Here is a 25,385-nt window from a genome sequence, read left to right as displayed (position 1 = left end):
GGCCCACCGTTCACGCGGTGGGCCGGGGCCTTCGGCGTTCGGGGGCTCCGGGGCCCGGGCCCGGAAGCCGCCGGGGGCCGGCGGGCTAGACCGGGGTGCGCAGCTCCGGCCGCCAGATCCAGGGCGTGGCGTCGGTCCCGAAGCCCACGACGGCCGGCCGGGCCCCGGGGCGGGTGTGCAGGGCCGGGAAGCCGTACCCGGGGGCGCCCCGGCGCAGCGCGCCGGCCGGGTGCGCGAGGCCGGCGACGTGGACGGCACCGTCGGCGGCGCGTCCGGCGAGCAGCCCGTGGGCCTGGGCGAGGGGACCGTAACCGTCGAAGAGCCGCGGCCGGCCGGGCCCGAGCGCCGCCCTGACCACGCCGAGCCGGTGGACGAGGAGTCCGTCGCTCGCGGGCAGGCGGTAGACCAGGGACAGCGAGCCGTCGGGCTCCGCCGCGGCCGCCGGGGGGTCGGCGGGCCCCGGCAGCGCGGTCAGCACGCGGCAGAGGAGCGGCCGGCCCGGCGCGTCCTGGGACCAGTGGTGCACGGCGGTCCGCCCGGCGGCGAACACGTGCACCCTCCCGTCGCGGTCCACGACCGCGCTCAGCCCGTCCTGCACCTCGCCGCCGCCCAGGTCCTGCCAGCCGGTCCACGTGCCGTCGGGCTCCCGTACGCGCGTGCTCAGGCCCTTGGCCGCGTTGCGCACGAACAGGTGCACCCGTCGGTCCGGCGCGGCCACCGCGACGGGGACGCCGATCCTGCGCCCCCGGTCCGGGTCGTCCTCGGGCGAGCCCAGTCCCACCCAGTCACGGCCCTCCGCCAGCACCACGACGTCACGGGTGTTGGCCGCCCGGTCGCTCTCCAGGGCGGCGAACCGCAGCGCGAACAGCAGGGGTCCGCCGCCGGCCGGGTCGGTGACGACGCTCAGCGCGGGGGCGAGCGGTCCGCCGCCCAGGTCCCGCGGCGTGCCCCAGCGCCCGCTGCCGGGGGCGGTCTCCCGCCAGCGCACCGCGCGTGTGCCGAGCACGCCGTGGGCGACCAGCCGCCCTTGCGCGTCGGTCCCCGGTACGAGGCGGGCGCCGGGGTGGCGGTAGTGGGTGCTGCGCACCCAGCCCTTGCGGTTGGCGAGCGGTCTGCCCATGCCGACCTGGTAGTCGCCGCAGCCGGAGGGGTCGCCGCACGGCCAGTCCGGGGCGCCTCCGTACGGGGCGAGGTAGCCGGCCTTCCGGCGCAGCAGCGCGGGCGGGAGGTTGTAGGGCCAGTGGTGGTTGTAGTAGCCGCGGTAGGCCGTCGTCAGGAAGGCGGGCGCGATGCCTTCGCTGCGGGCGACGTCCTCGGCGTAGCGGGCGATCGCCTTCCAGGCGAACAGCGCGGTCGCGGTGTGGTCCCAGTGGTCGCTGTAGCCGAGTTGCTCGACGTCCCGTCGCCGGGTGGCCGCGTTGGCCTCCATGTCCGGGTCGGGGTCGAGGGTGTGGACGAGGGTCGGCCGGTGGTGCCGCAGCAGTCCGGCGAGCACGTCCACCAGGACCTCGTGGGTGTAGGTGTCCCTGGCGGCGTTCGGTGAGCCCGCCGAGGTGAAGGTCGGCAGGGTCATGCCGGGCAGCTGCCACAGCTGCGGCAGCCCGACCCTGTCGGTCGTGCCGTGCATGGCGAGGTTGAGGAAGACCAGCACCGCTTCCCGGTCGCCCACGCGCAGCGTGTCGACCTCGGCGGTCATGCCGTGGGCCAGCCGCGTGGTGCCGCGCCGCCAGGGCGTGAAGATGTCGGCGCCCAGCATCGCCGCGTACGCCTGCCGCAGGCCCTGGTGACGGGCGGCGGAGTAGGCGGCCTTGTCGGGGGCCGGACGCGGCCGTCCCGGTGGGCGGTTGACCCCGTGCGCCTCGCCCGCGGTGACGTAGACCGACACCACGGGGACGCCCGCCTCGACGGCCTGCACGGTGTCGGGGTTCATGAAGTACAGCTCGTCGTCGGGGTGCGCCAGCACCTGGAACAGCCGCGCCCCGCCCGCCGGGGCGCGGAACGCCAGGGGGGCGGGCGCCGGACCGGTGGCCGGGCCCGCGGACCGGGAGCAGCCGCCCAGGGCGAGGGCCGCGGAGCCGGTGGCGAACGCGGCGAGGAAGCGCCGACGGGTGGGGACGATCTTCACGCCACGCTAGAGGGCCGTTCCGCCCGGGAGGTTGCGGGGCACCGCCGCGACGTGCGCCACTCGGGCGACGCGTGTACGTCATCGGGGCGTCCCCTCACCCGCTCGCCCGATTGGCACGCTGCGCGAGCAGCGGGTGACCACTCGGTGTTACGACTTGTGACGTTCGGTGCACACCCGTACGAGTCCCCCGAGGAGCCCGCCATGCGCCTGTCCCAGCGCCGGGCAGTGGTCGTCGCCGCGGTCCTGACGGCCGTCCTGCCCGCCCTCGGCGGGGCCGCCGCGACGCCGGAGCCGCCCGGGGCCCCGCTGCGGATGGCGGCGCAGGGGGGCATCACCGGGCAGTACCTGGTGATGCTGCGGCCGGGTACGGACCCGGGCTCGGTGCTGCGCAGCGTCGAGGCGCAGCCGATGTTCACGTTCACCAGCGCGCTGGTGGGCTTCGCCGCCCGGCTGACCGACGGCCAGGTCTCCCGGCTGCGCGCGGTGCCCGGGGTGGAGGCCGTGGAGCAGGACGCCGAGGTCGCGGCACCGAAGCCGGCGACGCAGGTGGCCGCGGCCGCCGCCGAGACGTCCTGGGGCCTGACCCGGATCGGCAACCGGACCCACGACGGCGGCGCCTTCAGCGTGCGGGCGACGGGAGCCAAGGTCACCTCGTACGTCATCGACACCGGCATCGACTTCGGGCACGCCGAGTTCGGGGGACGGGCGGTGCCCGGATTCGACGCGGTGGGGGACGGTCGGGACGGCACCGACTGCAACGGCCACGGCACGCACGTCGCCGGGACGGTCGGCGGTGCCACCACCGGGGTCGCCCGGGCGACGAAGCTGGTCTCGGTGCGGGTGCTGGGCTGCGACGGCCGTGGGTCGGTGGCCACCGTGGTCGCCGGGATGAACTGGGTGGCCGCCCACGCGGTGAAGCCCGCGGTCGCCAACCTGTCGACCGGCGGCGCCCGCAGCGAGACGGCCGACCGTGCGGTGGAGGGCCTGGCGGCCGCGGGGGTCTTCCCGGCCGTCGCCGCCGGCAACTCCGACGAGGACGCCTGCCAGGCCTCCCCGGCCGCGGCGCCCGGCGCGTTCACCGTCGCCGCGATCGACGAGTCGGACCGCAAGGCGTCCTTCAGCAACTGGGGCGGCTGCGTGGACATCAGTGCCCCGGGGACGGGGATCACCTCCGCGGCCATGGGCGGCGGCCTGGTCCGCATGAGCGGCACCTCGATGGCCGCCCCGCACGTCACGGGGGTGGCGGCGCTCTACAAGGACACGTACGGGGACGTCTCCACGTCCTTCCTCGCCTCCTGGCTGCTGGCCAACGCCACGTCCGGCGTGCCCGTCGACGCCCCGGCCGGCACCCCGCGCCTGCTGGTGTACACATCCGGACTGTGACCCGGGTTTGGGGGAGCGGCGGCGGGGGGTAAGGTACTGCGCCCCGATTGGCGTCCGAGGCGTCCGGTATGGCAGACTAGCCGGGTTGCTCGGTCGAGTGCCGATGCTGCGCGCCTCCCGTCGGGAGGACCGGAAGCGAGTCCCACAGTACTCGTCGTCACTCTCCGCCCCAGGCGGGGTGGCGGACGTACGGGAATCTTCCGGGAAGCGTCAGCGGGGTGCTCACCAGGTGCTCGGTGGGTGTCTTCTCCCACGTATCCCCTCCCTGAGGGTCTCCGCCATGCGGTGATTTAAGGGAAGGGAAGCGACACGCCCGACCGCGTGGGTCGGAGAAGACGGTCGAACCACCGAGTTCCAGAGCGCTGACTAGCAGACAGGACTACGAAGTAGCCATGGCGGGACAGAAGATCCGCATCCGGCTCAAGGCCTACGACCACGAGGTCATCGACTCCTCGGCGAAGAAGATCGTCGAGACGGTGACGCGTACTGGTGCGCAGGTCGCGGGCCCGGTGCCGCTGCCCACTGAGAAGAACGTGTACTGCGTCATCAAGTCGCCGCACAAGTACAAGGACTCGCGCGAGCACTTCGAGATGCGCACGCACAAGCGCCTGATCGACATCCTCGACCCGACGCCCAAGACCGTTGACTCGCTGATGCGCCTGGACCTTCCGGCCGGCGTTGACATCGAGATCAAGCTCTGAGAGGCGCGGAACAGATGGCTAAGCAGATCAAGGGCATCCTGGGCGAGAAGCTCGGCATGACCCAGGTCTGGGACGAGAACAACCGTGTCGTCCCGGTGACCGTGGTCAAGGCCGGCCCGAACGTCGTGACCCAGGTCCGTACGAACGACGTCGACGGTTACGAGTCGGTCCAGATCGCCTTCGGCGAGATCGACCCGCGCAAGGTGAACAAGCCTCTCAAGGGCCACTTCGCCAAGGCCGACGTGACCCCCCGCCGCCACCTGGTGGAGCTCCGCACCTCCGACGCCGCCGAGTACACCCTCGGCCAGGAGATCACCGCGGAGGTCTTCGAGGCGGGCGTGAAGGTGGACGTCACCGGCAAGAGCAAGGGCAAGGGCTTCGCCGGTGTCATGAAGCGTCACAACTTCAAGGGCCTCGGCGCCGGACACGGCACCCAGCGCAAGCACCGCTCTCCCGGCTCCATCGGTGGCTGCGCCACCCCGGGCCGTGTGTTCAAGGGTCTGCGCATGGCGGGCCGCATGGGCAACGAGCGGGTCACCACCCAGAACCTGACCGTCCACGCCGTTGACGCGGAGAAGGGCCTGCTGCTCATCAAGGGCGCGGTTCCCGGCCCGAACGGCGGCCTCGTCCTGGTCCGCACCGCGGCCAAGGGGGCCTGAGGATATGAGCACCATTGACATTCTGTCGCCCGCGGGCGACAAGGCCGGGACCGTTGAGCTCCCGGGCGAGATCTTCGACGCGAAGGTCAGCATCCCGCTGATCCACCAGGTCGTCGTGGCGCAGCTGGCCGCCGCCCGTCAGGGCACGCACAAGGTCAAGACGCGTGGCGAGGTCCGCGGTGGCGGCAAGAAGCCGTACCGCCAGAAGGGCACCGGCCGCGCCCGTCAGGGTTCGACCCGCGCTCCGCAGTTCGCCGGTGGTGGCGTCGTGCACGGTCCCGTGCCGCGTGACTACTCGCAGCGGACCCCGAAGAAGATGAAGGCCGCCGCCCTGCGCGGTGCCCTCACCGACCGGGCGCGTCACAACCGCATCCACGTCGTGACCGGCGTCATCGAGGGCGAGTCCCCGTCGACGAAGGCCGCCAAGACGCTGCTGGGCAAGATCAGCGACCGCAAGAACGTGCTGCTCGTCGCCGACCGCGCCGAAGAGGCCGCGTGGCTGTCCGCCCGCAACCTGCCCCAGGTGCACATCCTGGAGGCCGGCCAGCTGAACACGTACGACGTGCTCGTCTCCGACGACGTGGTCTTCACCAAGGCCGCCTTCGACCGCTTCATCGGTAACGGCGCCGCCGAGACCGAAGGGAGCGACGCCTGATGGCCGAGCAGACCGCGATCACCAGCCGGACCTTCACGGACCACCGTGACATCCTGGTCAAGCCGGTGGTCTCCGAGAAGAGCTACGCGCTGCTGGACGAGAACAAGTACACGTTCGTCGTCGACCCGCGTGCCAACAAGACCCAGATCAAGCAGGCCGTCGAGGCGGTCTTCCAGGTCAAGGTCACCGGGGTCAACACGATCAACCGTCAGGGCAAGCGCAAGCGCACCAAGACCGGTTTCGGCAAGCGCAAGGACACCAAGCGCGCCATCGTGACCCTCGCTGAGGGCGACCGCATCGACATCTTCGGCGGCCCGGTCTCCTAACGGGGACCGGAACGTTCAGAAGTCCGGAATCTTCCGAGGACTGAGAAATGGGTATCCGCAAGTACAAGCCGACGACCCCGGGCCGTCGTGGCTCCAGCGTCGCCGACTTCGTCGAGATCACGCGGTCCACGCCGGAGAAGTCGCTGGTCCGCCCCCTGCACAGCAAGGGCGGCCGTAACAACACCGGTCGTGTGACCGTTCGCCACCAGGGTGGTGGACACAAGCGCGCCTACCGCGTGATCGACTTCCGTCGTCACGACAAGGACGGCGTGCCGGCCAAGGTCGCGCACATCGAGTACGACCCCAACCGCACCGCTCGCATCGCGCTGCTGCACTACGCGGACGGCGAGAAGCGCTACATCCTGGCCCCGGCCAAGCTGAACCAGGGTGACCGCATCGAGAACGGCGCCGGCGCCGACATCAAGCCCGGCAACAACCTCCCGCTGCGTCACATCCCGGTGGGTACGACCATCCACGCCATCGAGCTGCGGCCCGGCGGCGGCGCGAAGCTGGCGCGCAGCGCCGGTGCCTCCGTCCAGTTGCTGGCGAGGGAGGGCTCCATGGCCACCCTCCGCATGCCGTCCGGTGAGGTCCGCCTGGTCGACGCCCGCTGCCGCGCCACCATCGGCGAGGTCGGCAACGCCGAGCAGTCGAACATCAACTGGGGCAAGGCCGGCCGTATGCGCTGGAAGGGCGTCCGCCCGACCGTCCGCGGTGTGGCCATGAACCCCGTCGACCACCCGCACGGTGGTGGTGAGGGCAAGACCTCCGGTGGTCGCCACCCGGTCAGCCCGTGGGGTCAGAAGGAGGGTCGTACTCGCTCGCCGAAGAAGGCCAGCAGCAAGTACATCGTCCGCCGCCGCAAGACGAACAAGAAGCGCTAGGAGCGGGTTTAGATGCCGCGCAGTCTCAAGAAGGGGCCCTTCGTCGACGACCACCTGATCAAGAAGGTGGACGTTCAGAACGAGGCCGGTACCCACAACGTCATCAAGACCTGGTCCCGCCGCTCGATGATCATCCCGGCGATGCTGGGCCACACGATCGCGGTGCACGACGGCCGTAAGCACGTCCCGGTGTTTGTCACCGAGTCGATGGTCGGCCACAAGCTCGGCGAGTTCGCGCCGACCCGCACCTTCCGCGGCCACGAGAAGGACGACCGCAAGTCGCGTCGTCGCTGATCTGCGGAGAGCGAAGACCATGACAGACACCGAAGGGACAACCATGGAAGCCAGGGCCCAGGCGCGGTACATCCGCGTCACGCCCATGAAGGCCCGCCGCGTGGTGGACCTCATCCGTGGCATGAGCGCCACGGAGGCTCAGGCGGTCCTGCGTTTCGCCCCGCAGGCCGCGAGCGTGCCGGTGGGCAAGGTGCTCGACAGCGCCATTGCCAACGCCGCGCACAACTACGACCACACCGACGCCGAGTCGCTGTACATCAGCGAGGCGTACGTCGACGAGGGCCCGACCCTGAAGCGGTTCCGTCCGCGTGCCCAGGGTCGTGCCTACCGGATCCGCAAGCGGACCAGCCACATCACCGTGGTCGTCAGCAGCAAGGAAGGAACCCGGTAATGGGCCAGAAGGTTAACCCGCACGGGTTCCGGCTCGGCATCACCACGGACTTCAAGTCCCGGTGGTACGCCGACAAGCTGTACAAGGACTACGTCAAGGAAGACGTCGCCATCCGCCGGATGATGACGCAGGGCATGGAGCGGGCCGGCATCTCCAAGGTGGAGATCGAGCGCACCCGTGACCGCGTCCGCGTCGACATCCACACCGCCCGGCCGGGCATCGTCATCGGCCGTCGCGGCGCGGAGGCCGACCGCATCCGCGGCGACCTGGAGAAGCTGACCGGCAAGCAGGTCCAGCTGAACATCCTCGAGGTCAAGAACCCGGAGACGGACGCTCAGCTGGTGGCCCAGGCCGTCGCCGAGCAGCTGTCCTCCCGCGTCTCCTTCCGTCGTGCCATGCGCAAGAGCATGCAGAGCACGATGAAGGCCGGCGCCAAGGGCATCAAGATCCAGTGCGGTGGCCGTCTCGGCGGCGCCGAGATGTCCCGCTCGGAGTTCTACCGCGAGGGCCGCGTTCCGCTGCACACGCTGCGCGCCAACGTCGACTACGGCTTCTTCGAGGCCCGTACGACCTTCGGCCGCATCGGTGTGAAGGTGTGGATCTACAAGGGCGACGTCAAGAACATCGCCGAGGTCCGCGCAGAGAACGCTGCCGCCCGCGCCGGCAACCGCCCGGCCCGTGGCGGTGGCAACGACCGTCCGCAGCGCCGCGGTGGCGAGCGCGGCGGCCGTGGCCGTCGTCCCCAGGGTGACGCCCAGGCCCCCAAGGCCGAGGCGACCACCGCTGAGGCTCCGGCTGCGGAGACCACCGGAACGGAGGCCTGACCCCCATGCTGATCCCCCGTCGGGTCAAGCACCGTAAGCAGCACCACCCGAAGCGTGATGGCATGGCCAAGGGTGGCACCGAGCTGGCGTTCGGTGAGTACGGCATCCAGGCCGTCACCCCCGCGTACGTGACGAACCGGCAGATCGAGTCCGCTCGTATCGCCATCACCCGTCACATCCGCCGTGGTGGCAAGGTCTGGATCAACATCTACCCGGACCGTCCGCTCACGAAGAAGCCGGCCGAAACCCGCATGGGTTCCGGTAAGGGTTCCCCGGAGTGGTGGATCGCGAACGTCAAGCCCGGTCGGGTGATGTTCGAGCTGTCCTTCCCGAACGAGAAGGTTGCGCGTGAGGCGCTCACCCGAGCCGCCCACAAGCTTCCGATGAAGTGCCGGATCGTCCGGCGCGAGGCAGGTGAGCTGTGATGGCGGCCGGTACCAAGGCGACCGAGCTGCGTCAGCTGGGCGACGAGGAGCTCGTCGGCAAGCTGCGTGAGGCCAAGGAGGAGCTGTTCAACCTCCGCTTCCAGGCGGCCACCGGACAGCTCGAGAACAACTCCCGGCTGAAGGTTGTCCGCAAGGACATCGCCCGGATCTACACCCTCATGCGTGAGCGTGAGCTCGGCATCGAGACGGTGGAGAACGCCTGATGAGCGAGAAGAATGTGACTGAGAGCAGCGAGCAGCGCGGTGACCGCAAGACCCGTGAGGGGCTCGTGGTCAGCGACAAGATGGACAAGACCGTCGTGGTCGCCGTCGAGGACCGTGTGAAGCACGCCCTGTACGGCAAGGTCATCCGCCGTACCAACAAGCTCAAGGCGCACGACGAGCAGAACGCCGCGGGCGTCGGCGACCGTGTCCTCCTGATGGAGACCCGGCCGCTGTCCGCGAGCAAGCGCTGGCGCGTCGTCGAGATCCTCGAGAAGGCCAAGTAAGACTGCTCGGCCGGCCGGCACGTAATTCCTGCGGGGGGTTCCCCGCAGGACGGTTCCGCCAGGCTCTCCGGGCCAGCCCCGGAGGGAACCGGCAGACGATCAGGAGATAGACGTGATCCAGCAGGAGTCGCGACTGCGTGTCGCCGACAACACGGGCGCGAAGGAGATCCTTTGCATCCGTGTCCTCGGTGGCTCCGGTCGCCGCTACGCAGGAATCGGTGACGTCATCGTCGCCACCGTCAAGGACGCGATCCCCGGTGGCAACGTGAAGAAGGGCGACGTCGTCAAGGCGGTCGTCGTGCGCACCGTCAAGGAGCGCCGCCGTCCCGACGGTTCGTACATCCGCTTCGACGAGAACGCGGCCGTCATCCTCAAGAACGACGGTGACCCCCGCGGCACCCGTATCTTCGGCCCCGTGGGCCGGGAGCTGCGCGAGAAGAAGTTCATGAAGATCATCTCGCTCGCGCCGGAGGTGCTGTAACCGATGAAGATCAAGAAGGGCGACCTGGTCCAGGTCATCACCGGTAAGGACAAGGGCAAGCAGGGCAAGGTCATCGCGGCCTACCCGGCTGAGGACCGTGTCCTGGTCGAGGGTGTCAACCGGGTCAAGAAGCACACCAAGGCCGGCCAGACCGCGCGTGGTTCGAAGACCGGCGGCATCATCACGACGGAGGCTCCCGTCCACGTCTCCAACGTCCAGCTGGTCGTGGAGAAGGACGGCAAGAAGGTCGTGACCCGCGTCGGCTACCGCTTCGACGACGAGGGCAACAAGATCCGCGTTGCCAAGCGGACGGGTGAGGACATCTGATGACTGCCACCACTTCGCCTCGTCTGAAGGCGCGCTACCGCGAGGAGATCGCGGGCAAGATGCGTGACGAGTTCCAGTACGAGAACGTCATGCAGATCCCCGGTCTCACCAAGATCGTGGTCAACATGGGTGTGGGCGACGCCGCCCGCGACTCCAAGCTGATCGAGGGCGCGATCCGCGACCTCACCACGATCACCGGCCAGAAGCCGGCCGTCACCAAGGCCCGGAAGTCCATCGCGCAGTTCAAGCTGCGCGAGGGTCAGCCCATCGGCGCCCACGTCACCCTCCGCGGTGACCGCATGTGGGAGTTCCTGGACCGTCTGCTGTCGCTCGCGCTCCCGCGCATCCGCGACTTCCGCGGTCTGTCGCCGAAGCAGTTCGACGGCCGAGGCAACTACACCTTCGGTCTCACGGAGCAGGTCATGTTCCACGAGATCGACCAGGACAAGATCGACCGCACCCGGGGTATGGACATCACCGTGGTGACCACGGCGACCAACGACGCTGAGGGCCGCGCGCTCCTCCGTCACCTCGGCTTCCCGTTCAAGGAGGCGTGAGCCGTGGCGAAGAAGGCTCTTATCGCGAAGGCCGCCCGCAAGCCCAAGTTCGGCGTGCGTTCCTACACGCGCTGCCAGCGTTGTGGCCGTCCGCACTCCGTGTACCGCAAGTTCGGCCTGTGCCGCGTGTGCCTTCGTGAGATGGCGCACCGCGGTGAGCTGCCGGGCGTGACCAAGAGCTCCTGGTAACCACCAGGGGCTCTCGGTAAGCAGATGAGTGGCGGGAGCCCAGCCCTGCATACCGTAAGGTAGAAGGGTTGGGCGCCCGCCGCCCATGACCGTCTTACTACGCCGTAGGTCCCCGCGCCGCACCCGTCCCCAGTCTGATGGGGGAGAGGGATGGCGCATATAGGAAACCCCGGCGAGAGAGGCCTAAGGCCATCACATGACCATGACTGACCCGATCGCAGACATGCTGACGCGTCTGCGGAACGCGAACTCCGCGTACCACGACGAGGTCACCATGCCGTTCAGCAAGATCAAGTCGCACATCGCGGAGATCCTCCAGCAGGAGGGTTACATCACCGGCTGGAAGGTCGAGGACGCCGAGGTCGGCAAGAACCTCGTTCTCGAGCTGAAGTTCGGTCCGAACCGCGAGCGCTCGATCGCCGGCATCAAGCGCATCAGCAAGCCCGGTCTGCGGGTCTACGCAAAGTCCACCAACCTGCCGAAGGTGCTCGGCGGCCTGGGCGTGGCGATCATCTCCACCTCCCACGGGCTCCTCACCGACAAGCAGGCAAACAAGAAGGGCGTGGGTGGGGAAGTCCTCGCCTACGTCTGGTAGTCGGGAAACGGAGGTATAGCCATGTCGCGTATTGGACGGCTGCCCATCCCGGTTCCCGCCGGCGTGGACGTCACCATCGATGGCCGGACGGTCTCGGTGAAGGGCCCCAAGGGTTCCCTGACCCACACCGTTGCCGCGCCGATCGAGATCGTCAAGGGCGAGGACGGCACCCTGCAGGTGTCGCGTCCGAACGACGAGCGCCTGAACAAGGCCCTGCACGGCCTGTCGCGCACGCTGGTGGCGAACATGATCACCGGCGTGACCGCGGGCTACGTGAAGAAGCTCGAGATCAGCGGTGTCGGTTACCGCGTCCAGGCGAAGGGCTCCAACCTGGAGTTCGCCCTGGGCTACAGCCACCCGATCGTCGTCGAGGCCCCCGAGGGCATCTCCTTCAAGGTCGAGAGCCCCACCAAGTTCTCGGTCGAGGGCATCGACAAGCAGAAGGTCGGCGAGGTCGCCGCGAACATCCGCAAGCTGCGGAAGCCCGACCCGTACAAGGCCAAGGGTGTCAAGTACGAGGGCGAAGTCATCCGCCGCAAGGTCGGAAAGGCTGGTAAGTAAGCCATGGCATACGGTGTGAAGATCGCCAAGGGCGATGCTTACAAGGGCGCCGCCAAGAAGCGCCGCCACATCCGCGTCCGCAAGCGGATCTCGGGCACCGAGGCGCGTCCGCGCCTGGTCGTGACCCGCTCCAACCGCGGTATCACGGCGCAGGTCATCGACGACCTCAAGGGCCACACCGTGGCCTCGGCGTCGCACCTGGACACCTCCATCCGAGGCGTCGAGGGTGACAAGACCGAGCAGGCCAAGAAGGTCGGCCAGCTGGTCGCCGAGCGCGCCAAGGCGGCCGGTGTCGAGACCGTCGTGTTCGACCGTGGTGGCAACCGGTACGCCGGGCGCATCGCCGCCCTTGCCGACGCCGCCCGCGAAGCCGGGCTCGGTTTCTGAGCCGGTTCCGTAGCTAGCGGAAACAGAGAGAGGTAATCCAATGGCTGGACCCCAGCGCCGCGGTGGCGGTGCCGGTGGCGGCGAGCGGCGGGACCGGAAGGGCCGTGACGGCGGCGCAGCTGCCGCCGAGAAGACCGCGTACGTTGAGCGCGTCGTCGCGATCAACCGCGTCGCCAAGGTTGTGAAGGGTGGTCGTCGCTTCAGCTTCACCGCGCTGGTCGTGGTGGGCGACGGTGACGGCACCGTGGGTGTCGGTTACGGCAAGGCCAAGGAGGTGCCGGCCGCCATCGCCAAGGGTGTTGAGGAGGCCAAGAAGCACTTCTTCAAGGTCCCCCGTATCCAGGGCACCATCCCCCACCCCATCCAGGGCGAGAAGGCCGCGGGCGTCGTCCTGCTCAAGCCTGCTTCCCCCGGTACGGGTGTGATCGCCGGTGGTCCGGTGCGCGCCGTTCTGGAGTGCGCCGGCATCCACGACGTCCTGTCGAAGTCGCTCGGCTCCGACAACGCGATCAACATCGTGCACGCCACGGTGGCCGCTCTCCAGGGGCTGCAGCGCCCCGAGGAGATCGCCGCCCGTCGTGGCCTGCCCCTCGAGGACGTGGCCCCCGCGGCTCTGCTCCGGGCGCGTGCTGGGGTGGGTGCGTAATGGCTCGCCTCAAGGTCACGCAGGTCAAGTCGTACATCGGCAGCAAGCAGAACCACCGTGACACCCTGCGTTCGCTCGGCCTGAAGCGGCTGAACGACGTTGTGGTCAAGGAGGACCGCCCGGAGATCCGCGGCATGGTCCAGACCGTCCGCCACCTCGTCACGGTCGAGGAGGTTGACTGACATGGGCACCGACAACACGTCGAACCCGCTGAAGGTCCACAACCTCCGTCCGGCCCCCGGTGCCAAGACCGCCAAGACCCGTGTGGGTCGTGGTGAGGCGTCCAAGGGCAAGACGGCCGGTCGTGGTACCAAGGGCACGAAGGCCCGCTACCAGGTTCCGGCACGCTTCGAGGGTGGGCAGATGCCCCTCCACATGCGTCTGCCGAAGCTCAAGGGCTTCAAGAACCCGTTCCGCACCGAGTTCCAGGTCGTGAACCTGGACAAGCTGACCGCGCTCTACCCCGAGGGTGGCGAGGTCACGGTGGCCGACCTGGTCGCCAAGGGTGCCGTGCGGAAGAACCAGCTCGTCAAGGTGCTGGGCACCGGCGAGGTCTCCGTGGCGCTGCAGGTGACCGTCGACGCGGTCTCCGGCTCCGCCAAGGAGAAGATCACCGCCGCGGGCGGCTCGGTCACCGAGCTCGTCTGAGAGTGATGCCACATCCAGCCGGGGATGTTCCGCACTTTCGTGCGGGGCATCCCCGGTTGGTCATTCCGGGGACGGACGCTCGCCGGTAAGGTGGGCCGGGCTGGTCTTGCGGAGCCTGTGCGCTGACGCGGGTCAGGCAACCCCCATCGTTTTGCAGTTCGACCATTCGTAGCTTTCAACACCGTCACCTCCCGCCGAAGAAGCGGGGGGCGCAGGAGGCACCGTGCTCACCGCGTTCGCCCGGGCGTTCAGGACGCCCGACCTGCGCAAGAAGCTGCTGTTCACGCTGGGCATCATGGTGCTGTTCCGGCTGGGAGCGCACATTCCGATCCCTGGGGTCGACTACCAGGTGGTCAACTCCTGCATCAAGGCGGTCGGCGGGAACCAGGGCCTCTTCGGCCTGGTGAACCTCTTCAGCGGCGGCGCGCTTCTGCAGCTCACGATCTTCGCGCTCGGCATCATGCCGTACATCACCGCGAGCATCATCCTGCAGCTGCTCACCGTGGTCATCCCGCGCCTGGAAGCCCTCAAGAAGGAGGGCCAGGCCGGCCAGACCAAGATCACGCAGTACACGCGCTACCTCACCGTGGCGCTGGCGATCCTGCAGGGCACCGGCCTGGTGGCCACCGCCCGTTCCGGCAGCCTCTTCCAGCAGTGCCCCGACCGCTTCAACATCGTCCCCGACCAGTCGATCTTCACCACGATCACGATGGTCATCACGATGACCGCGGGTACCGCCCTCATCATGTGGCTGGGCGAGCTCATCACCGACCGCGGCATCGGCAACGGCATGTCGATCCTGATGTTCCTGTCGATCGCGGCCGGCTTCCCCGGCGCCCTCTGGGCGATCAAGAAGTCCGGGAAGATCGCGGACGGCTGGGTCGAGTTCGGCGCGGTCATCCTGGTGGGTCTGGCGATGGTCGCCCTCGTCGTCTTCGTCGAGCAGGCGCAGCGCCGCATCCCCGTGCAGTACGCGAAGCGCATGATCGGCCGTCGTTCGTACGGAGGAACGTCCACCTACATCCCGCTGAAGGTGAACCAGGCGGGTGTGATTCCCGTCATCTTCGCGTCATCGCTCCTGTACATCCCGTCACTGGTCGTCCAGTTCAGTGGATCCACGTCTACCTGGGCAAACTGGGTCAGGGACAACCTGGTCAAGGGTGATCACCCGATCTACATCACCGCGTACTTCCTGCTGATTGTCTTCTTTGCCTTCTTCTACGTGGCCATCTCGTTCAACCCCGAAGAAGTCGCGGACAACATGAAGAAGTATGGTGGGTTCATCCCGGGCATCCGGGCTGGTCGTCCCACCGCGGAGTACCTCAGCTACGTGCTCAACCGCATCACGTGGCCGGGCGCGATGTACCTGGGTCTGATCGCCTTGGTGCCCACCGTGGCGCTGGTGCTGTTCAACGCGAACCAGAACTTCCCGTTCGGCGGGACGAGCATCCTGATCATCGTGGGTGTCGGCCTGGAGACCGTGAAGCAGATCGAGAGCCAGCTTCAGCAGCGTAACTACGAAGGGTTCCTCCGCTGATGCGCATCGTCCTCGTCGGGCCCCCCGGGGCCGGCAAGGGTACGCAGGCTGCGTACCTTGCCAGGAACCTGTCGATCCCGCACATCTCCACGGGCGACCTCTTCCGGGCGAACATCAGCCAGGGCACGGAGCTGGGCCGCAAGGCCCAGGAGTACATGGACGCCGGCCGGCTGGTACCCGACGAGATCACCATCGGCATGGCCAAGGACCGCATGCTGCAGCCGGACGCCGGGAACGGCTTCCTGCTCGACGGCTTCCCGCGGAACGTGGGCCAGGCGCAGGCGCTCGACAAGATCCTCGCCGAGGCCGGGATAGCGCTGGACGCGGTGCTGGACCTCGAGGTTCCCGAGGAGGAGGTCGTCAAGCGGATCGCCGGTCGCCGGCTGTGCCGCAAGAACGGCAGCCACGTCTTCCACGTGGTGTACAACCCGCCGGCCGATGAGAACGTCTGCGACGAGTGCGGCGGCGAGCTGTACCAGCGGTCGGACGACACCGAGGAGAAGGTGCGGGTCCGGCTGGAGGAGTACCACAGCAAGACCGAGCCGATCATCGACTACTACAAGCAGCAGGGCCTGGTGCGCACCATCTCGGCCCTGGGCAAGGTCGCCGAGGTGACCAAGCGGGCGATGGACGCGCTGCACGACAAGAAGGACTCGGGCGACAGCGCCGCCTGAGCACATGCGTGACCGGTACGGCCGCGGTGTCCCCCAGGACCCCGCGGCCGTACCGTTGAGGTATCCGGTGGGACGAAGGAAGGCCAGGACCGATGGTGGAGATCAAGAGCCCCGAGCAGATCGCGAAGATGCGCGCGGCCGGCCTGGTCGTCGCCGCGATCCACGAGGCCACCCGTGAGGCGGCCGTCCCGGGGGCCACCACCAAGGACCTGGACGACGTGGCCCGCAAGGTCCTCGCCGACCACGGGGCCAAGCCGAACTTCCTGGGGTACGGTGGTTTCCCCGCCACCATCTGCACCTCCGTGAACGACGTCGTCGTCCACGGCATCCCGGACACCGCGACCGTCCTGAAGGACGGCGACGTCATCTCGATCGACTGCGGCGCGATCGTCGACGGCTGGCACGGCGACGCCGCGTACACGGCGTTCGTGGGCAGCGGCCACGCTCCGGAACTGGTGGAGCTCAGCCGGGTGACCGAGGAGTCCATGTGGGCCGGCATCGCCGCCTTCCGCAAGGGTGACCGTCTGGTCGACATCTCCCGTGCCATCGAGACGTACATCCGCAGGCAGCCGAAGCCCGGCGGCGGCAAGTACGGGATCATCGAGGAGTACGGCGGCCACGGCATCGGTTCGCAGATGCACATGGACCCCCACCTGCTGAACTACGTGTCCCGCAAGCGCGGCAAGGGCCCCCGCCTGGTGCCCGGCATGTGCCTGGCCATCGAGCCGATGGTCAGCCTCGGCACCCCGCTCACCCACGTCCTCGAGGACGAGTGGACGGTCAAGACCGACGACGGCACCTGGTCCTCGCACTGGGAGCACTCCGTCGCGCTCACCGAGGAGGGCCCGCTGGTCCTGACCGCCCGCGACGGCGGCAAGGCCAAGCTGGCGGAGTACGGGATCACGGCCGCGCCGGACCCGCTCGCCTGAGCGCCCCGCCCGCCGCGCTTACCGATCATCTTTCGCGGGCATACACCCCGGATTCGTCTTTCCAGATCGGCTGACGTAGACTGTCACGTCGGCCCGCGTATGCCTTCAGGCATGCCAAAAGCCGACCAAGGTAGCCGATCCCGAAAGCAGGACATGGCCAAGAAGCAAGGCGCCATCGAAATCGAGGGCACCGTGATCGAGTCTCTGCCGAACGCTATGTTCAAGGTGGAGCTGCAGAACGGTCACAAGGTCCTCGCGCACATCAGTGGCAAGATGCGCATGCACTACATCCGCATCCTTCCCGATGACCGGGTCGTTGTGGAGTTGTCCCCTTACGACCTCACGCGCGGACGGATCGTCTACCGCTACAAGTAGATCTCAAGACCCGGAGAACCTGACATCCCATGAAGGTCAAGCCGAGCGTCAAGAAGATCTGCGACAAGTGCAAGGTGATCCGCCGTCACGGCCGGGTCATGGTCATCTGCGACAACCTGCGCCACAAGCAGCGCCAGGGCTGACGCACGCCGACCTGCACCTCGCAGTTCTTCGCGCGACGCGAAACACATGTACATACGCAGCGCCCGTCCGGCCGGAACGCTCCGGCTGACGGCACCTCCGGCGGGGGCCGGAGACCTGATCCGTACCTGGTACGGCGGTCAGGAACGGCGCTGTGGAAGACCCCCGGACACCAACAGGAGCCATTGAATGGCACGCGTTTCAGGTGTCGACATCCCGCGCGAGAAGCGTGTGGAGGTCGCCCTCACCTACGTCTTCGGCATCGGCCGCACCCTGGCCAAGGAGACCCTCGCCGCCACCGGCGTGAACCCGGACACCCGGGTCCGCGACCTGGACGAAGAGGACCTGGTCAAGATCCGCGAGTACGTGGACGCCAACATCAAGACCGAGGGTGACCTCCGTCGCGAGATCCAGGCGGACATCCGTCGCAAGGTCGAGATCGGCTGCTACCAGGGCCTGCGCCACCGTCGCGGCCTGCCGGTCCACGGCCAGCGGACCCACACCAACGCCCGCACCCGCAAGGGCCCGCGTCGCGCCATCGCCGGCAAGAAGAAGCCGGGCAAGAAGTAGTCCTCAGCGGACGCTCGTCAGCGGTCTTCGCTGTAGGACCGACCACCTCCACCGGGAGTAACCACATATGCCTCCGAAGGGCCGTCAGGCCGGCGCCAAGAAGGTGCGCCGCAAGGAGAAGAAGAACGTCGCTCATGGGCACGCCCACATCAAGAGCACGTTCAACAACACCATCGTTTCGATCACGGACCCGTCCGGCAACGTGATCTCCTGGGCCTCTGCCGGCCACGTCGGCTTCAAGGGCTCGCGCAAGTCGACCCCGTTCGCCGCGCAGATGGCCGCCGAGTCGGCCGCGCGCCGCGCGCAGGAGCACGGCATGCGCAAGGTCGATGTGTTCGTCAAGGGCCCCGGCTCCGGCCGTGAGACCGCGATCCGCTCCCTCCAGGCCACCGGCCTCGAGGTCGGCTCGATCCAGGACGTCACTCCGACCCCGCACAACGGATGCCGCCCGCCGAAGCGCCGGCGCGTCTGATCAGCAATCCGCTGAGCAGGTAGGAGACAAACAGGAATGGCGCGTTACACCGGGGCCGACTGCAAGCGTTGCCGTCGGGAGAAGCAGAAGCTCTTCCTCAAGGGGAGCAAGTGCGAGAGCGCGAAGTGCCCGATCGAGATCCGTCCTTACCCCCCGGGTGAGCACGGACGCGGGCGCACCAAGGACAGCGAGTACCTGTTGCAGATGCGCGAGAAGCAGAAGTGCGCGCGCATCTACGGTGTCCTTGAGAAGCAGTTCCGCGGGTACTACGTGGAGGCGAACCGCAGGTCCGGCAAGACCGGTGAGAACCTGCTCCGCATCCTCGAGTCCCGGCTGGACAACGTGGTCTACCGGGCGGGCTTCGCCAAGTCGCGTGATCATGCGCGGCAGCTGGTCCGTCACGGCCACTTCCTCGTGAACGGCGTCAAGACCGACATCCCGTCGGCCCGTGTCGTCGCGAACGACATCGTCGAGGTCCGCGAGTCCTCCCGTAACCTGACGCCCTTCGTGGTGGCCCAGGGGGAGGCCGGCGAGAGGACCGTCCCGGCCTGGCTGGAGGCGATCCCCTCGCGTCTGCGGATCCTCGTGCACAACCTGCCCGAGCGCCCGGTCATCGACACCCAGGTGCAGGAGCAGTTGATCGTCGAGCTCTACTCGAAGTAGCAGCGCTCACGGTCCCGGGCGGTGCGGTGCTCCTGGCGCCGCGCCGCCCGTACCCTTGAAGCCTCGGCATCAAATAGTGGGTGCCGAAGACTGGAGGCATCACCCCATGCTGATCGCTCAGCGCCCTTCGTTGGCCGAAGAGGTCGTCGACGAGTTCCGTTCCCGGTTCGTGATCGAGCCGCTGGAGCCGGGCTTCGGCTACACCCTCGGCAACTCGCTCCGCCGTACGCTCCTCTCCTCGATCCCGGGTGCCGCCGTCACCTCGATCCGGGTCGACGGCGTCCTGCACGAGTTCACCACCGTGCCGGGTGTCAAGGAGGACGTCACCGACCTCATCCTCAACATCAAGCAGCTCGTCGTCTCCTCGGAGCACGACGAGCCCGTCGTGATGTACCTGCGCAAGCAGGGCCCGGGTGTGGTCACCGCCGCCGACATCGCGCCCCCGGCCGGTGTCGAGGTGCACAACCCCGACCTCGTCCTGGCCAGCCTGAACGGCAAGGGCAAGCTGGAGATGGAGCTGACCGTCGAGCGCGGTCGCGGCTACGTCTCGGCCGTCCAGAACAAGCAGCAGGGCCAGGAGATCGGCCGCATCCCGGTCGACTCCATCTACAGCCCGGTGCTCAAGGTCACCTACAAGGTCGAGGCGACCCGTGTCGAGCAGCGCACCGACTTCGACAAGCTGATCGTCGACGTCGAGACCAAGCAGGCCATGCGTCCGCGCGATGCGATGGCCTCGGCCGGCAAGACCCTGGTCGAGCTGTTCGGGCTCGCCCGCGAGCTCAACGTCGACGCCGAGGGCATCGACATGGGCCCGTCCCCCACGGACGCCGCCCTGGCGGCGGACCTCGCGCTCCCGATCGAGGAGCTCGAGCTCACCGTCCGTTCCTACAACTGCCTCAAGCGTGAGGGCATCCACTCCGTGGGTGAGCTCGTGGCACGCTCCGAGGCCGACCTGCTCGACATCCGCAACTTCGGTGCGAAGTCGATCGACGAGGTCAAGGCGAAGCTGGCCGGCATGGGCCTGGCCCTGAAGGACAGCCCGCCCGGATTCGACCCGACCTCCGCCGCCGACACCTTCGGTGCGGACGACGACGTCGACGCCGGTTTCGTGGAGACCGAGCAGTACTGATCTGACTGCCCCCAGGCGTCCGCCTGGGGGGCCTGACACCGGTACCTGACACGGCCGGTGCAGAGATTGAGGAGAAACACCATGCCGAAGCCCGCCAAGGGTGCCCGTCTGGGCGGCAGCGCCGCGCACGAGCGTCTGCTTCTCGCGAACCTCGCGAAGTCGCTGTTCGAGCACGGTCGCATCACCACCACCGAGGCCAAGGCGCGCCGTCTGCGTCCGGTCGCGGAGCGCCTGATCACCAAGGCGAAGAAGGGCGACATCCACAACCGTCGCCTGGTACTGCAGACGATCACGGACAAGGGCATCGTCCACACGCTCTTCACCGAGATCGCCCCGCGGTACGAGAACCGCCCGGGTGGTTACACCCGCATCACCAAGATCGGTAACCGCCGCGGCGACAACGCGCCGATGGCCGTCATCGAGCTGGTGGAGGCGCTGACCGTGGCCCAGCAGGCCACGGGTGAGGCGGAGGCCGCGACCAAGCGCGCGGTCAAGGAGGCCGAGGCCAAGACCGAGGCTCCGGCCGAGGTCGAGGACAAGGCCGAGGCCACCGAGGCTCCGGCCGAGGAGTCCAAGGACGCCTGACGTCCTGACCGGACGGGCCCGCACCCAGATCTCTGGGGGCGGGCCCGTCCGCGTGTTTGAGAGGATCTGCGGGTGAGTGTGGCGAGCGATGAGGTGGAGCCCGGGTACGTCCGGGTGCGGCTGGACCTGGCGTACGACGGGGCCGAGTTCTCCGGCTGGGCGAAGCAGCGAAACCGGCGGACCGTGCAGGGGGAGCTGGAGTCGGCCCTGCGGACGGTGCTGCGGCTGCCCGAGCCGGTCGAGCTGACCGTCGCCGGGCGTACGGACGCGGGTGTGCACGCCCGCGGGCAGGTCGCGCACGTCGACCTGCCGGTGGACGTCTGGGCGGCGGAGGGCGGCAAGCTGCTGCGCCGGCTGGCGGGACGGCTGCCCTGGGACGTACGGGTGTGGAAGGTCTCGCAGGCCCCGGCCGGCTTCAACGCGCGCTTCTCCGCGATCTGGCGCCGCTACGCCTACCGGGTCGGCGACCACCAGGGCGGGGTCGACCCCCTGCTGCGGGGGCACGTGCTGTGGCACGACCGGCCGGTGGACGTCGACCTGATGAACGAGGCGGCGCGCAAGCTCCTCGGCGAGCACGACTTCGCGGCCTACTGCAAGAAGCGGGAGGGCGCGACGACCATCCGCACCCTCCTGGAGCTGCACTGGGAGCGGGACGCCTCCGGGCTGGCGGTGGCGACCGTACGGGCGGACGCCTTCTGCCACAACATGGTGCGCGCCCTGGTCGGGTCGATGCTGCTGGTCGGCGACGGCCACCGGCCGGCCGGTTTCCCCGGGGAGGTGCTGGCGGGACGGGTCCGGCACTCGGCGGTCAACGTGGTGCGGCCGCACGGGCTGACCCTGGAGGAGGTCGGCTACCCGGCGGACGAGCTGCTGGCCGCGCGCAGCCGCGAGGCCCGCAACATGCGTACCCTGCCGCTGCCGCGCGCCTGAGGGGCGGCGCCGCGGCGCACCGGGCCGCCGCCGGCCCGTGCGTTCATCTGCGGCGCCGCAGTGCCGTGACCACCTGGGTGAGGACGTAGCCCGAGCCCAGGGACGTCAGCACCAGCGGGACGGGGCGGAGGCGGTCGTGGAAGGCGCCCCACCAGGAGAAGCAGGCGGCCGGGACGAGCAGCAGCAGGTAGAGCGCGCGCATCGCCCACCAGCGGGCGGGGAGGCGCACCGGCGTGCCCCGCGGGGGGAGCGGCATCGCGCCCGTCTCCGTGGTGAGGGTGTCCCTGACCCCGGAGAGGAAACCGCGCGGGGCGAGCACCCGGGCGCCGGGCACCCCGTCGAGCGCGGCCGGACGCTCCCCGAAGCCCTCCGGCAGCACCGGCAGGCCCAGTGCCGCCACCGTGTCCGCGAGCCGCCGCCCCGGGGCGTCCATGCCGCGCAGCAGCGCCGTGAGGGGCCGTGCGTCGTGGACGCCGTAGGCCGCGGCGAAGGCGGCGGCCGTGGCGCCGGCGGCGTCCAGCGAGGGTACGGGCGCCCCCGGTGCCCACTCGTGCGCGGCGACCTTCCTGCCCCTGGCGTACAGCGTGATCCCGTACCGGTCGCCCGAGCGCTGCAGGACGACCGCGGGCCACTTCTCGCCCGCCGTGAACAGGTCGACCGCGCCCGCCAGACTGCCTTCCCCGGTCAGCTCGACATGGGTGAAGTCCGCCCCCGCCGGGGCCAGCCGCAGCCCGGTCCGGCACAGCAGCGCCGCTTGCGCGACGGCGGTGAGCGGTGCGGAGGCCACCGCCAGGGCGCGCGGCGCCCAGTCGGGGGCGCCGGCCGGTACGGGGACCGCGGGCGGGGTGCCGAAGAACGGCGTGCGGGTGGCGACCTGCATCCGCACCCCGGTGCGGAAGTCCAGGAACTCCTGGCGGGGGTCCGCGCCCAGGTGGGCCCAGGGGAAGCTGGTGGCGTGCACGCCGATGTCGCGGAAGACGCGCAGCGCCTCCTCCCAGCGGCCCGCGCGCATCAGCATCAGCGCCAGGTGGTTGCGGAACCCCGCAGCCTCCGGGTCGCCGGGGTCGTACCAGCCGGACAGCTCCAGGGCGCGGTCCACGGCGGCGACGATGCGGGCGGGCTCGACGGCGTCCGCGCCGGACGCGTCGTCGGCGGCGGGTCCGCCCGCGACGATCTCGTACTCGACGGCCGCGAGCAGCGGCAATGAGTTGATCTTCGAGCCGGGCAGCGCCTCCTCGGCGGCCTGCTCGGCGAAGTCGAACATCTCGCGGTGGGTCCCGTACCACTTGGCGCACAGGTACTGCAGGGCGGAGGCGTGACAGCCGTAGTGGTGCGGGGCGCGCTCGACGGCCTCGGTCCAGTACGCGTCGAAGATCTCCCGCGAGGACTGCATGCCCCGCGCGTGGGTGAGCGCGACGCGCCACGGCACGGGGTCGGCTGGGTTGAGCTCGGCGGCGGCGCCGATCACCGGCACCGCGTCCTTGAGCAGCGCGAAGAAGGCCTTGAACTGCTCCGGCGAGACCTCGGAGGCACGGGCGCCGCTGCGTATCTCCCAGGCCTGGAGGACGCACAGGTCGGCCTTGACCAGCGCCGCGTCCGGGTCCTCGGGCGCGGCGGCGAGCCAGGCGTCCAGCCACCCGGGGTTGTGGAGCGCGAACTGCGCCAGCTCGCAGACGTAGGTGTCGCGCAGTTCCCACTGGCAGCCCAGCCGGGTCGCGGACAGCAGCTCCCGGGCGGGCCCGTGGTCGCCGGTCCCCGCCGCGGCGAGCGCGCCGCGCAGCGGGACGCCGGGGACGTCCAGGACGACGGCCTCGTCCGGTGGCAGGCCGGCCCCGACGGCGGCGCCGTGGCGGAGCATGCGGGGCAGGGTCAGCAGCGTGCGCAGGGAGGGCATGGGCGGGGTCAGCAGGCCGGCGAGCCGGCCTCGGCGGGGCAGCGGCCGGAGCCGCCGGAGCCGACCCGTCCGAGGACCACGTGGCGCCGCTCCCGGGGGACGCCCGGGACGCCCTGCCGTCCCGGCGGTGCGGTCCATCCCTCGTCCGGGTGGTACGGCTGCAGCGGCCCGTCAGTCATGGCGCGGATTCTATAGAGGAGAAAACCAGTTTGGCGGCGGGCGACCGTGCTACGAGAATCCACGGCATGGGACATGTGGACGTTGCGCATCTGGAGTACTACCTGCCGGACGGCCGGGTGTTGCTGGGCGACGTCTCGTTCCGGGTGGGCGAGGGCGCCGCGGTGGCCCTCGTCGGGGCGAACGGCGCCGGCAAGACGACCCTCCTGCGGCTGATCTCCGGTGAGTTGAAGCCGCACGGCGGCACGGTCACGGTGAGCGGGGGGCTGGGGGTCATGCCGCAGTTCGTCGGCTCGGTGCGGGACGACCGCACCGTGCGGGACCTGCTGGTGTCCGTGGCGACGCCGCGGATCCGCGAGGCCGCCGCCGCGGTCGACGCCGCCGAGCTGGAGATCATGGCGCAGGACGACGAGGCCGCCCAGCTGGCCTACGCGCAGGCGCTCAGCGACTGGGCCGAGGCCCGCGGCTACGAGGCCGAGACGGTCTGGGACATGTGCACCACGGCCGCGCTGGGGGTTCCGTACGAGCGGGCCCAGTGGCGCGAGGTGCGGACGCTGTCGGGCGGCGAGCAGAAGCGGCTGGTGCTGGAGGCGCTGCTGCGCGGCACCGACGAGGTGCTGCTGCTGGACGAGCCGGACAACTACCTCGACGTCCCCGGGAAGCGCTGGCTGGAGGAGCAGCTGCAGCAGACCAGGAAGACGGTGCTGTTCGTCTCCCACGACCGGGAGCTGCTGGCCCGCTCCGCCGAGAAGATCGTCAGCGTGGAGCCGGGACCGGCCGGCTCGGACGTGTGGGTGCACGGCAGCGGCTTCGCCACGTACCACGAGGCGCGGCGCGAACGCTTCGCCCGCTTCGAGGAGCTGCGACGGCGCTGGGAGGAGGAGCACGCCCGGTTGAAGAAGCTCGTGCTGACCCTCCGTCAGCAGGCGGCGATCAGCCCCGACATGGCCTCCCGCTACCGGGCCGCGCAGACCCGGCTGCGGAAGTTCGAGGAGGCGGGGCCGCCGCAGGAGCCGCCGCGCGAGCAGGACATCCGCATGCGGCTGTCCGGCGGGCGCACCGGCATGCGCGCCGTCACCTGCGGGCGGCTGGAGCTGACCGGGCTGATGAAGCCGTTCGACCTGGAGGTCTTCTACGGGGAGCGGGTGGCCGTCCTCGGTTCGAACGGCTCGGGCAAGTCGCACTTCCTGCGGCTGCTGGCCGGCGACCCCGGCGTGCGGCACACGGGGGAGTGGAAGCTGGGTGCGCGGGTCGTGCCGGGGCACTTCGCGCAGACGCACGCGCACCCGGAGCTCGCGGGGCGCACCCTCGTCGACATCCTGTGGACCGAGCACGCGCGCGACCGCGGCAAGGCGATGTCCGCCCTGCGGCGCTACGAGCTCGACCGGCAGGGCGACCAGCGCTTCGACCAGCTGTCGGGCGGGCAGCAGGCGCGCTTCCAGATCCTGCTGCTGGAGCTGGCCGGGGCGACGGCACTGCTGCTGGACGAGCCGACCGACAACCTGGACCTGGAGTCGGCGGAGGCGCTGCAGGAGGGGCTGGAGGCGTTCGACGGGACCGTGCTCGCGGTGACGCACGACCGCTGGTTCGCCCGCAGCTTCGACCGGTACCTGGTCTTCGGTGCGGACGGGGTCGTCCGGGAGGCGCCGGAGCCGGTGTGGGACGAGACACGGGTCGCGCGGGAGCGGTGACCGGGGCCTCGGGGCCGGGGGCCCGGTCACCGCTCCCGCGCGACCCGTGTCT

General features: G+C 69.7%; 37 protein-coding genes. 34 read left to right on the top strand and 3 right to left on the bottom strand.

The genetic code is table 11. The features are described from left to right. Positions 1–85 precede the first annotated feature (85 nt). Positions 86–2,125 (bottom strand): PIG-L family deacetylase, encoded by a 2,040-nt coding sequence (locus PV341_RS02355; RefSeq protein WP_500328151.1) that lies wholly within the window; start codon positions 2,123–2,125, stop codon positions 86–88. A gap of 201 nt (positions 2,126–2,326) precedes the next feature. On the opposite strand from PV341_RS02355, the gene PV341_RS02350 reads away from it, so the two are divergent. From PV341_RS02350 to truA, 33 genes are all read left to right on the top strand, one after another. Next, positions 2,327–3,508 carry a S8 family peptidase gene (locus PV341_RS02350; RefSeq protein WP_500356539.1) on the top strand — a complete coding sequence of 394 codons (1,182 nt, stop codon included), beginning with the start codon at positions 2,327–2,329 and terminating at the stop codon, positions 3,506–3,508. A 392-nt stretch (positions 3,509–3,900) separates the two neighbouring features. Further along, positions 3,901–4,209, top strand: coding sequence for a 30S ribosomal protein S10 (gene rpsJ, locus PV341_RS02345; RefSeq protein WP_014144312.1), 309 nt, complete (start codon positions 3,901–3,903; stop codon positions 4,207–4,209). Between the two features lie 14 nt (positions 4,210–4,223). Continuing rightward, positions 4,224–4,868: a 50S ribosomal protein L3 gene (gene rplC, locus PV341_RS02340; RefSeq protein WP_431944486.1), complete on the top strand. Its 645-nt coding sequence runs from the start codon at positions 4,224–4,226 to the stop codon at positions 4,866–4,868. 4 nt (positions 4,869–4,872) lie between these two features. Beyond that, positions 4,873–5,523 carry a 50S ribosomal protein L4 gene (rplD, locus tag PV341_RS02335; RefSeq protein ID WP_499513423.1) on the top strand — a complete coding sequence of 217 codons (651 nt, stop codon included), beginning with the start codon at positions 4,873–4,875 and terminating at the stop codon, positions 5,521–5,523. After that, positions 5,523–5,849, top strand: a complete 327-nt coding sequence (gene rplW, locus PV341_RS02330; RefSeq protein ID WP_499513424.1) for an uL23 family ribosomal protein — start codon at positions 5,523–5,525, stop codon at positions 5,847–5,849. Before rplD ends, rplW begins: the two co-directional genes overlap by 1 nt. Positions 5,850–5,896: 47 nt before the next feature. Beyond that, positions 5,897–6,733, top strand: a complete 837-nt coding sequence (gene rplB / locus PV341_RS02325) for a large ribosomal subunit protein uL2 (protein WP_499513425.1) — start codon at positions 5,897–5,899, stop codon at positions 6,731–6,733. A gap of 12 nt (positions 6,734–6,745) precedes the next feature. After that, positions 6,746–7,027: a 30S ribosomal protein S19 gene (gene rpsS / locus PV341_RS02320; RefSeq protein WP_018558873.1), complete on the top strand. Its 282-nt coding sequence runs from the start codon at positions 6,746–6,748 to the stop codon at positions 7,025–7,027. A gap of 43 nt (positions 7,028–7,070) precedes the next feature. Then, on the top strand, positions 7,071–7,418 hold the full coding sequence (gene rplV, locus PV341_RS02315; protein WP_361800744.1) for a 50S ribosomal protein L22: 348 nt from the start codon (positions 7,071–7,073) through the stop codon (positions 7,416–7,418). Next, positions 7,418–8,242, top strand: coding sequence for a 30S ribosomal protein S3 (gene rpsC / locus PV341_RS02310; RefSeq protein WP_361800646.1), 825 nt, complete (start codon positions 7,418–7,420; stop codon positions 8,240–8,242). Before rplV ends, rpsC begins: the two co-directional genes overlap by 1 nt. Before the next feature lie 5 nt (positions 8,243–8,247). Continuing rightward, complete coding sequence (gene rplP, locus PV341_RS02305) at positions 8,248–8,667, top strand: 50S ribosomal protein L16 (protein ID WP_499513426.1); 420 nt, start codon at positions 8,248–8,250, stop codon at positions 8,665–8,667. Further along, positions 8,667–8,891, top strand: a complete 225-nt coding sequence (rpmC, locus tag PV341_RS02300; RefSeq protein ID WP_319139014.1) for a 50S ribosomal protein L29 — start codon at positions 8,667–8,669, stop codon at positions 8,889–8,891. The genes rplP and rpmC overlap by 1 nt, the downstream gene beginning before the upstream one ends. After that, positions 8,891–9,175: a 30S ribosomal protein S17 gene (rpsQ, locus tag PV341_RS02295; RefSeq protein ID WP_018558878.1), complete on the top strand. Its 285-nt coding sequence runs from the start codon at positions 8,891–8,893 to the stop codon at positions 9,173–9,175. The genes rpmC and rpsQ overlap by 1 nt, the downstream gene beginning before the upstream one ends. Positions 9,176–9,287: 112 nt before the next feature. Then, entirely contained in the window at positions 9,288–9,656 is a 369-nt protein-coding gene (gene rplN, locus PV341_RS02290; RefSeq protein WP_055718836.1) for a 50S ribosomal protein L14, read from the top strand. Between the two features lie 3 nt (positions 9,657–9,659). Next, positions 9,660–9,983, top strand: coding sequence for a 50S ribosomal protein L24 (gene rplX / locus PV341_RS02285; RefSeq protein WP_431944472.1), 324 nt, complete (start codon positions 9,660–9,662; stop codon positions 9,981–9,983). Beyond that, the gene (gene rplE, locus PV341_RS02280) at positions 9,983–10,540 is read left to right on the top strand and encodes a 50S ribosomal protein L5 (RefSeq protein ID WP_018558880.1); all 558 of its coding nucleotides are present in this window, start codon (positions 9,983–9,985) and stop codon (positions 10,538–10,540) included. Before rplX ends, rplE begins: the two co-directional genes overlap by 1 nt. A gap of 3 nt (positions 10,541–10,543) precedes the next feature. After that, on the top strand, positions 10,544–10,729 hold the full coding sequence (locus PV341_RS02275; protein ID WP_059127180.1) for a type Z 30S ribosomal protein S14: 186 nt from the start codon (positions 10,544–10,546) through the stop codon (positions 10,727–10,729). 196 nt (positions 10,730–10,925) lie between these two features. Further along, positions 10,926–11,324, top strand: coding sequence for a 30S ribosomal protein S8 (gene rpsH / locus PV341_RS02270; protein ID WP_326572868.1), 399 nt, complete (start codon positions 10,926–10,928; stop codon positions 11,322–11,324). Between the two features lie 21 nt (positions 11,325–11,345). Beyond that, positions 11,346–11,885 carry a 50S ribosomal protein L6 gene (rplF, locus tag PV341_RS02265; RefSeq protein ID WP_500328147.1) on the top strand — a complete coding sequence of 180 codons (540 nt, stop codon included), beginning with the start codon at positions 11,346–11,348 and terminating at the stop codon, positions 11,883–11,885. A gap of 3 nt (positions 11,886–11,888) precedes the next feature. Beyond that, positions 11,889–12,272 (top strand): 50S ribosomal protein L18, encoded by a 384-nt coding sequence (gene rplR / locus PV341_RS02260; protein ID WP_499513428.1) that lies wholly within the window; start codon positions 11,889–11,891, stop codon positions 12,270–12,272. A gap of 40 nt (positions 12,273–12,312) precedes the next feature. Next, on the top strand, positions 12,313–12,918 hold the full coding sequence (rpsE, locus tag PV341_RS02255) for a 30S ribosomal protein S5 (RefSeq protein WP_319658494.1): 606 nt from the start codon (positions 12,313–12,315) through the stop codon (positions 12,916–12,918). Beyond that, on the top strand, positions 12,918–13,100 hold the full coding sequence (gene rpmD, locus PV341_RS02250; protein ID WP_087927574.1) for a 50S ribosomal protein L30: 183 nt from the start codon (positions 12,918–12,920) through the stop codon (positions 13,098–13,100). The genes rpsE and rpmD overlap by 1 nt, the downstream gene beginning before the upstream one ends. A 1-nt stretch (position 13,101) precedes the next feature. Beyond that, positions 13,102–13,566, top strand: a complete 465-nt coding sequence (gene rplO / locus PV341_RS02245) for a 50S ribosomal protein L15 (RefSeq protein ID WP_384295517.1) — start codon at positions 13,102–13,104, stop codon at positions 13,564–13,566. A gap of 223 nt (positions 13,567–13,789) precedes the next feature. Further along, positions 13,790–15,103: a preprotein translocase subunit SecY gene (gene secY, locus PV341_RS02240; RefSeq protein ID WP_500328144.1), complete on the top strand. Its 1,314-nt coding sequence runs from the start codon at positions 13,790–13,792 to the stop codon at positions 15,101–15,103. Next, complete coding sequence (locus PV341_RS02235) at positions 15,103–15,777, top strand: adenylate kinase (protein WP_500328143.1); 675 nt, start codon at positions 15,103–15,105, stop codon at positions 15,775–15,777. The genes secY and PV341_RS02235 overlap by 1 nt, the downstream gene beginning before the upstream one ends. Before the next feature lie 92 nt (positions 15,778–15,869). Further along, the gene (gene map, locus PV341_RS02230; RefSeq protein ID WP_499513432.1) at positions 15,870–16,706 is read left to right on the top strand and encodes a type I methionyl aminopeptidase; all 837 of its coding nucleotides are present in this window, start codon (positions 15,870–15,872) and stop codon (positions 16,704–16,706) included. 153 nt (positions 16,707–16,859) lie between these two features. Continuing rightward, entirely contained in the window at positions 16,860–17,081 is a 222-nt protein-coding gene (gene infA / locus PV341_RS02225) for a translation initiation factor IF-1 (protein WP_003956442.1), read from the top strand. Positions 17,082–17,110: 29 nt separating this feature from the next. After that, positions 17,111–17,224: a 50S ribosomal protein L36 gene (gene rpmJ, locus PV341_RS02220; RefSeq protein WP_003956441.1), complete on the top strand. Its 114-nt coding sequence runs from the start codon at positions 17,111–17,113 to the stop codon at positions 17,222–17,224. A gap of 187 nt (positions 17,225–17,411) precedes the next feature. After that, entirely contained in the window at positions 17,412–17,792 is a 381-nt protein-coding gene (gene rpsM / locus PV341_RS02215) for a 30S ribosomal protein S13 (protein WP_499513433.1), read from the top strand. Between the two features lie 67 nt (positions 17,793–17,859). Beyond that, positions 17,860–18,264, top strand: coding sequence for a 30S ribosomal protein S11 (rpsK, locus tag PV341_RS02210; protein ID WP_018558890.1), 405 nt, complete (start codon positions 17,860–17,862; stop codon positions 18,262–18,264). 36 nt (positions 18,265–18,300) lie between these two features. Then, on the top strand, positions 18,301–18,927 hold the full coding sequence (gene rpsD, locus PV341_RS02205; RefSeq protein WP_500328141.1) for a 30S ribosomal protein S4: 627 nt from the start codon (positions 18,301–18,303) through the stop codon (positions 18,925–18,927). Positions 18,928–19,033: 106 nt separating this feature from the next. After that, a complete protein-coding gene (locus PV341_RS02200; RefSeq protein ID WP_499513435.1) occupies positions 19,034–20,056 on the top strand; it encodes a DNA-directed RNA polymerase subunit alpha in 1,023 nt (340 codons plus the stop codon). Positions 20,057–20,137: 81 nt separating this feature from the next. Beyond that, complete coding sequence (gene rplQ / locus PV341_RS02195) at positions 20,138–20,641, top strand: bL17 family ribosomal protein (protein ID WP_499513436.1); 504 nt, start codon at positions 20,138–20,140, stop codon at positions 20,639–20,641. Positions 20,642–20,713: 72 nt separating this feature from the next. Then, positions 20,714–21,571 carry a tRNA pseudouridine(38-40) synthase TruA gene (gene truA / locus PV341_RS02190; protein WP_500328139.1) on the top strand — a complete coding sequence of 286 codons (858 nt, stop codon included), beginning with the start codon at positions 20,714–20,716 and terminating at the stop codon, positions 21,569–21,571. 43 nt (positions 21,572–21,614) lie between these two features. On the opposite strand, the gene PV341_RS02185 is transcribed toward truA, so the two are convergent. Next, on the bottom strand, positions 21,615–23,465 hold the full coding sequence (locus PV341_RS02185) for a hypothetical protein (RefSeq protein WP_500356537.1): 1,851 nt from the start codon (positions 23,463–23,465) through the stop codon (positions 21,615–21,617). An 8-nt stretch (positions 23,466–23,473) separates the two neighbouring features. After that, entirely contained in the window at positions 23,474–23,644 is a 171-nt protein-coding gene (locus PV341_RS02180; RefSeq protein ID WP_500328136.1) for a hypothetical protein, read from the bottom strand. Positions 23,645–23,710: 66 nt separating this feature from the next. Here PV341_RS02180 and PV341_RS02175 point away from each other — a divergent pair, with 66 nt between their 5' ends. Next, the gene (locus PV341_RS02175; RefSeq protein ID WP_500328135.1) at positions 23,711–25,333 is read left to right on the top strand and encodes an ATP-binding cassette domain-containing protein; all 1,623 of its coding nucleotides are present in this window, start codon (positions 23,711–23,713) and stop codon (positions 25,331–25,333) included. The last annotated feature ends 52 nt before the right edge of the window (positions 25,334–25,385 follow it).

Source organism: Streptomyces sp. PA03-1a (assembly GCF_033792805.1).
Taxonomy (GTDB): Bacteria; Actinomycetota; Actinomycetes; order Streptomycetales; family Streptomycetaceae; genus Actinacidiphila.
This window is presented reverse-complemented; position numbering and strand designations above follow the sequence as displayed.

Bases quoted from the DNA above. Each gene is read 5' to 3' on its own strand.
- PV341_RS02350 (WP_500356539.1), top strand. From the start codon at position 2,327: ATGCGCCTGTCCCAGCGCCGGGCAGTGGTCGTCGCCGCGGTCCTGACG.
- rpsJ (WP_014144312.1), top strand. From the start codon at position 3,901: ATGGCGGGACAGAAGATCCGCATCCGGCTCAAGGCCTACGACCACGAG.
- rplC (WP_431944486.1), top strand. From the start codon at position 4,224: ATGGCTAAGCAGATCAAGGGCATCCTGGGCGAGAAGCTCGGCATGACC.
- rplD (WP_499513423.1), top strand. From the start codon at position 4,873: ATGAGCACCATTGACATTCTGTCGCCCGCGGGCGACAAGGCCGGGACC.
- rplW (WP_499513424.1), top strand. From the start codon at position 5,523: ATGGCCGAGCAGACCGCGATCACCAGCCGGACCTTCACGGACCACCGT.
- rplB (WP_499513425.1), top strand. From the start codon at position 5,897: ATGGGTATCCGCAAGTACAAGCCGACGACCCCGGGCCGTCGTGGCTCC.
- rpsS (WP_018558873.1), top strand. From the start codon at position 6,746: ATGCCGCGCAGTCTCAAGAAGGGGCCCTTCGTCGACGACCACCTGATC.
- rplV (WP_361800744.1), top strand. From the start codon at position 7,071: ATGGAAGCCAGGGCCCAGGCGCGGTACATCCGCGTCACGCCCATGAAG.
- rpsC (WP_361800646.1), top strand. From the start codon at position 7,418: ATGGGCCAGAAGGTTAACCCGCACGGGTTCCGGCTCGGCATCACCACG.
- rplP (WP_499513426.1), top strand. From the start codon at position 8,248: ATGCTGATCCCCCGTCGGGTCAAGCACCGTAAGCAGCACCACCCGAAG.
- rpmC (WP_319139014.1), top strand. From the start codon at position 8,667: ATGGCGGCCGGTACCAAGGCGACCGAGCTGCGTCAGCTGGGCGACGAG.
- rpsQ (WP_018558878.1), top strand. From the start codon at position 8,891: ATGAGCGAGAAGAATGTGACTGAGAGCAGCGAGCAGCGCGGTGACCGC.
- rplX (WP_431944472.1), top strand. From the start codon at position 9,660: ATGAAGATCAAGAAGGGCGACCTGGTCCAGGTCATCACCGGTAAGGAC.
- rplE (WP_018558880.1), top strand. From the start codon at position 9,983: ATGACTGCCACCACTTCGCCTCGTCTGAAGGCGCGCTACCGCGAGGAG.
- rpsH (WP_326572868.1), top strand. From the start codon at position 10,926: ATGACCATGACTGACCCGATCGCAGACATGCTGACGCGTCTGCGGAAC.
- rplF (WP_500328147.1), top strand. From the start codon at position 11,346: ATGTCGCGTATTGGACGGCTGCCCATCCCGGTTCCCGCCGGCGTGGAC.
- rplR (WP_499513428.1), top strand. From the start codon at position 11,889: ATGGCATACGGTGTGAAGATCGCCAAGGGCGATGCTTACAAGGGCGCC.
- rpsE (WP_319658494.1), top strand. From the start codon at position 12,313: ATGGCTGGACCCCAGCGCCGCGGTGGCGGTGCCGGTGGCGGCGAGCGG.
- rpmD (WP_087927574.1), top strand. From the start codon at position 12,918: ATGGCTCGCCTCAAGGTCACGCAGGTCAAGTCGTACATCGGCAGCAAG.
- rplO (WP_384295517.1), top strand. From the start codon at position 13,102: ATGGGCACCGACAACACGTCGAACCCGCTGAAGGTCCACAACCTCCGT.
- PV341_RS02235 (WP_500328143.1), top strand. From the start codon at position 15,103: ATGCGCATCGTCCTCGTCGGGCCCCCCGGGGCCGGCAAGGGTACGCAG.
- map (WP_499513432.1), top strand. From the start codon at position 15,870: ATGGTGGAGATCAAGAGCCCCGAGCAGATCGCGAAGATGCGCGCGGCC.
- infA (WP_003956442.1), top strand. From the start codon at position 16,860: ATGGCCAAGAAGCAAGGCGCCATCGAAATCGAGGGCACCGTGATCGAG.
- rpmJ (WP_003956441.1), top strand. From the start codon at position 17,111: ATGAAGGTCAAGCCGAGCGTCAAGAAGATCTGCGACAAGTGCAAGGTG.
- rpsM (WP_499513433.1), top strand. From the start codon at position 17,412: ATGGCACGCGTTTCAGGTGTCGACATCCCGCGCGAGAAGCGTGTGGAG.
- rpsK (WP_018558890.1), top strand. From the start codon at position 17,860: ATGCCTCCGAAGGGCCGTCAGGCCGGCGCCAAGAAGGTGCGCCGCAAG.
- rpsD (WP_500328141.1), top strand. From the start codon at position 18,301: ATGGCGCGTTACACCGGGGCCGACTGCAAGCGTTGCCGTCGGGAGAAG.
- PV341_RS02200 (WP_499513435.1), top strand. From the start codon at position 19,034: ATGCTGATCGCTCAGCGCCCTTCGTTGGCCGAAGAGGTCGTCGACGAG.
- rplQ (WP_499513436.1), top strand. From the start codon at position 20,138: ATGCCGAAGCCCGCCAAGGGTGCCCGTCTGGGCGGCAGCGCCGCGCAC.
- PV341_RS02185 (WP_500356537.1), bottom strand. From the start codon at position 23,465: ATGCCCTCCCTGCGCACGCTGCTGACCCTGCCCCGCATGCTCCGCCAC.
- PV341_RS02180 (WP_500328136.1), bottom strand. From the start codon at position 23,644: ATGACTGACGGGCCGCTGCAGCCGTACCACCCGGACGAGGGATGGACC.
- PV341_RS02175 (WP_500328135.1), top strand. From the start codon at position 23,711: ATGGGACATGTGGACGTTGCGCATCTGGAGTACTACCTGCCGGACGGC.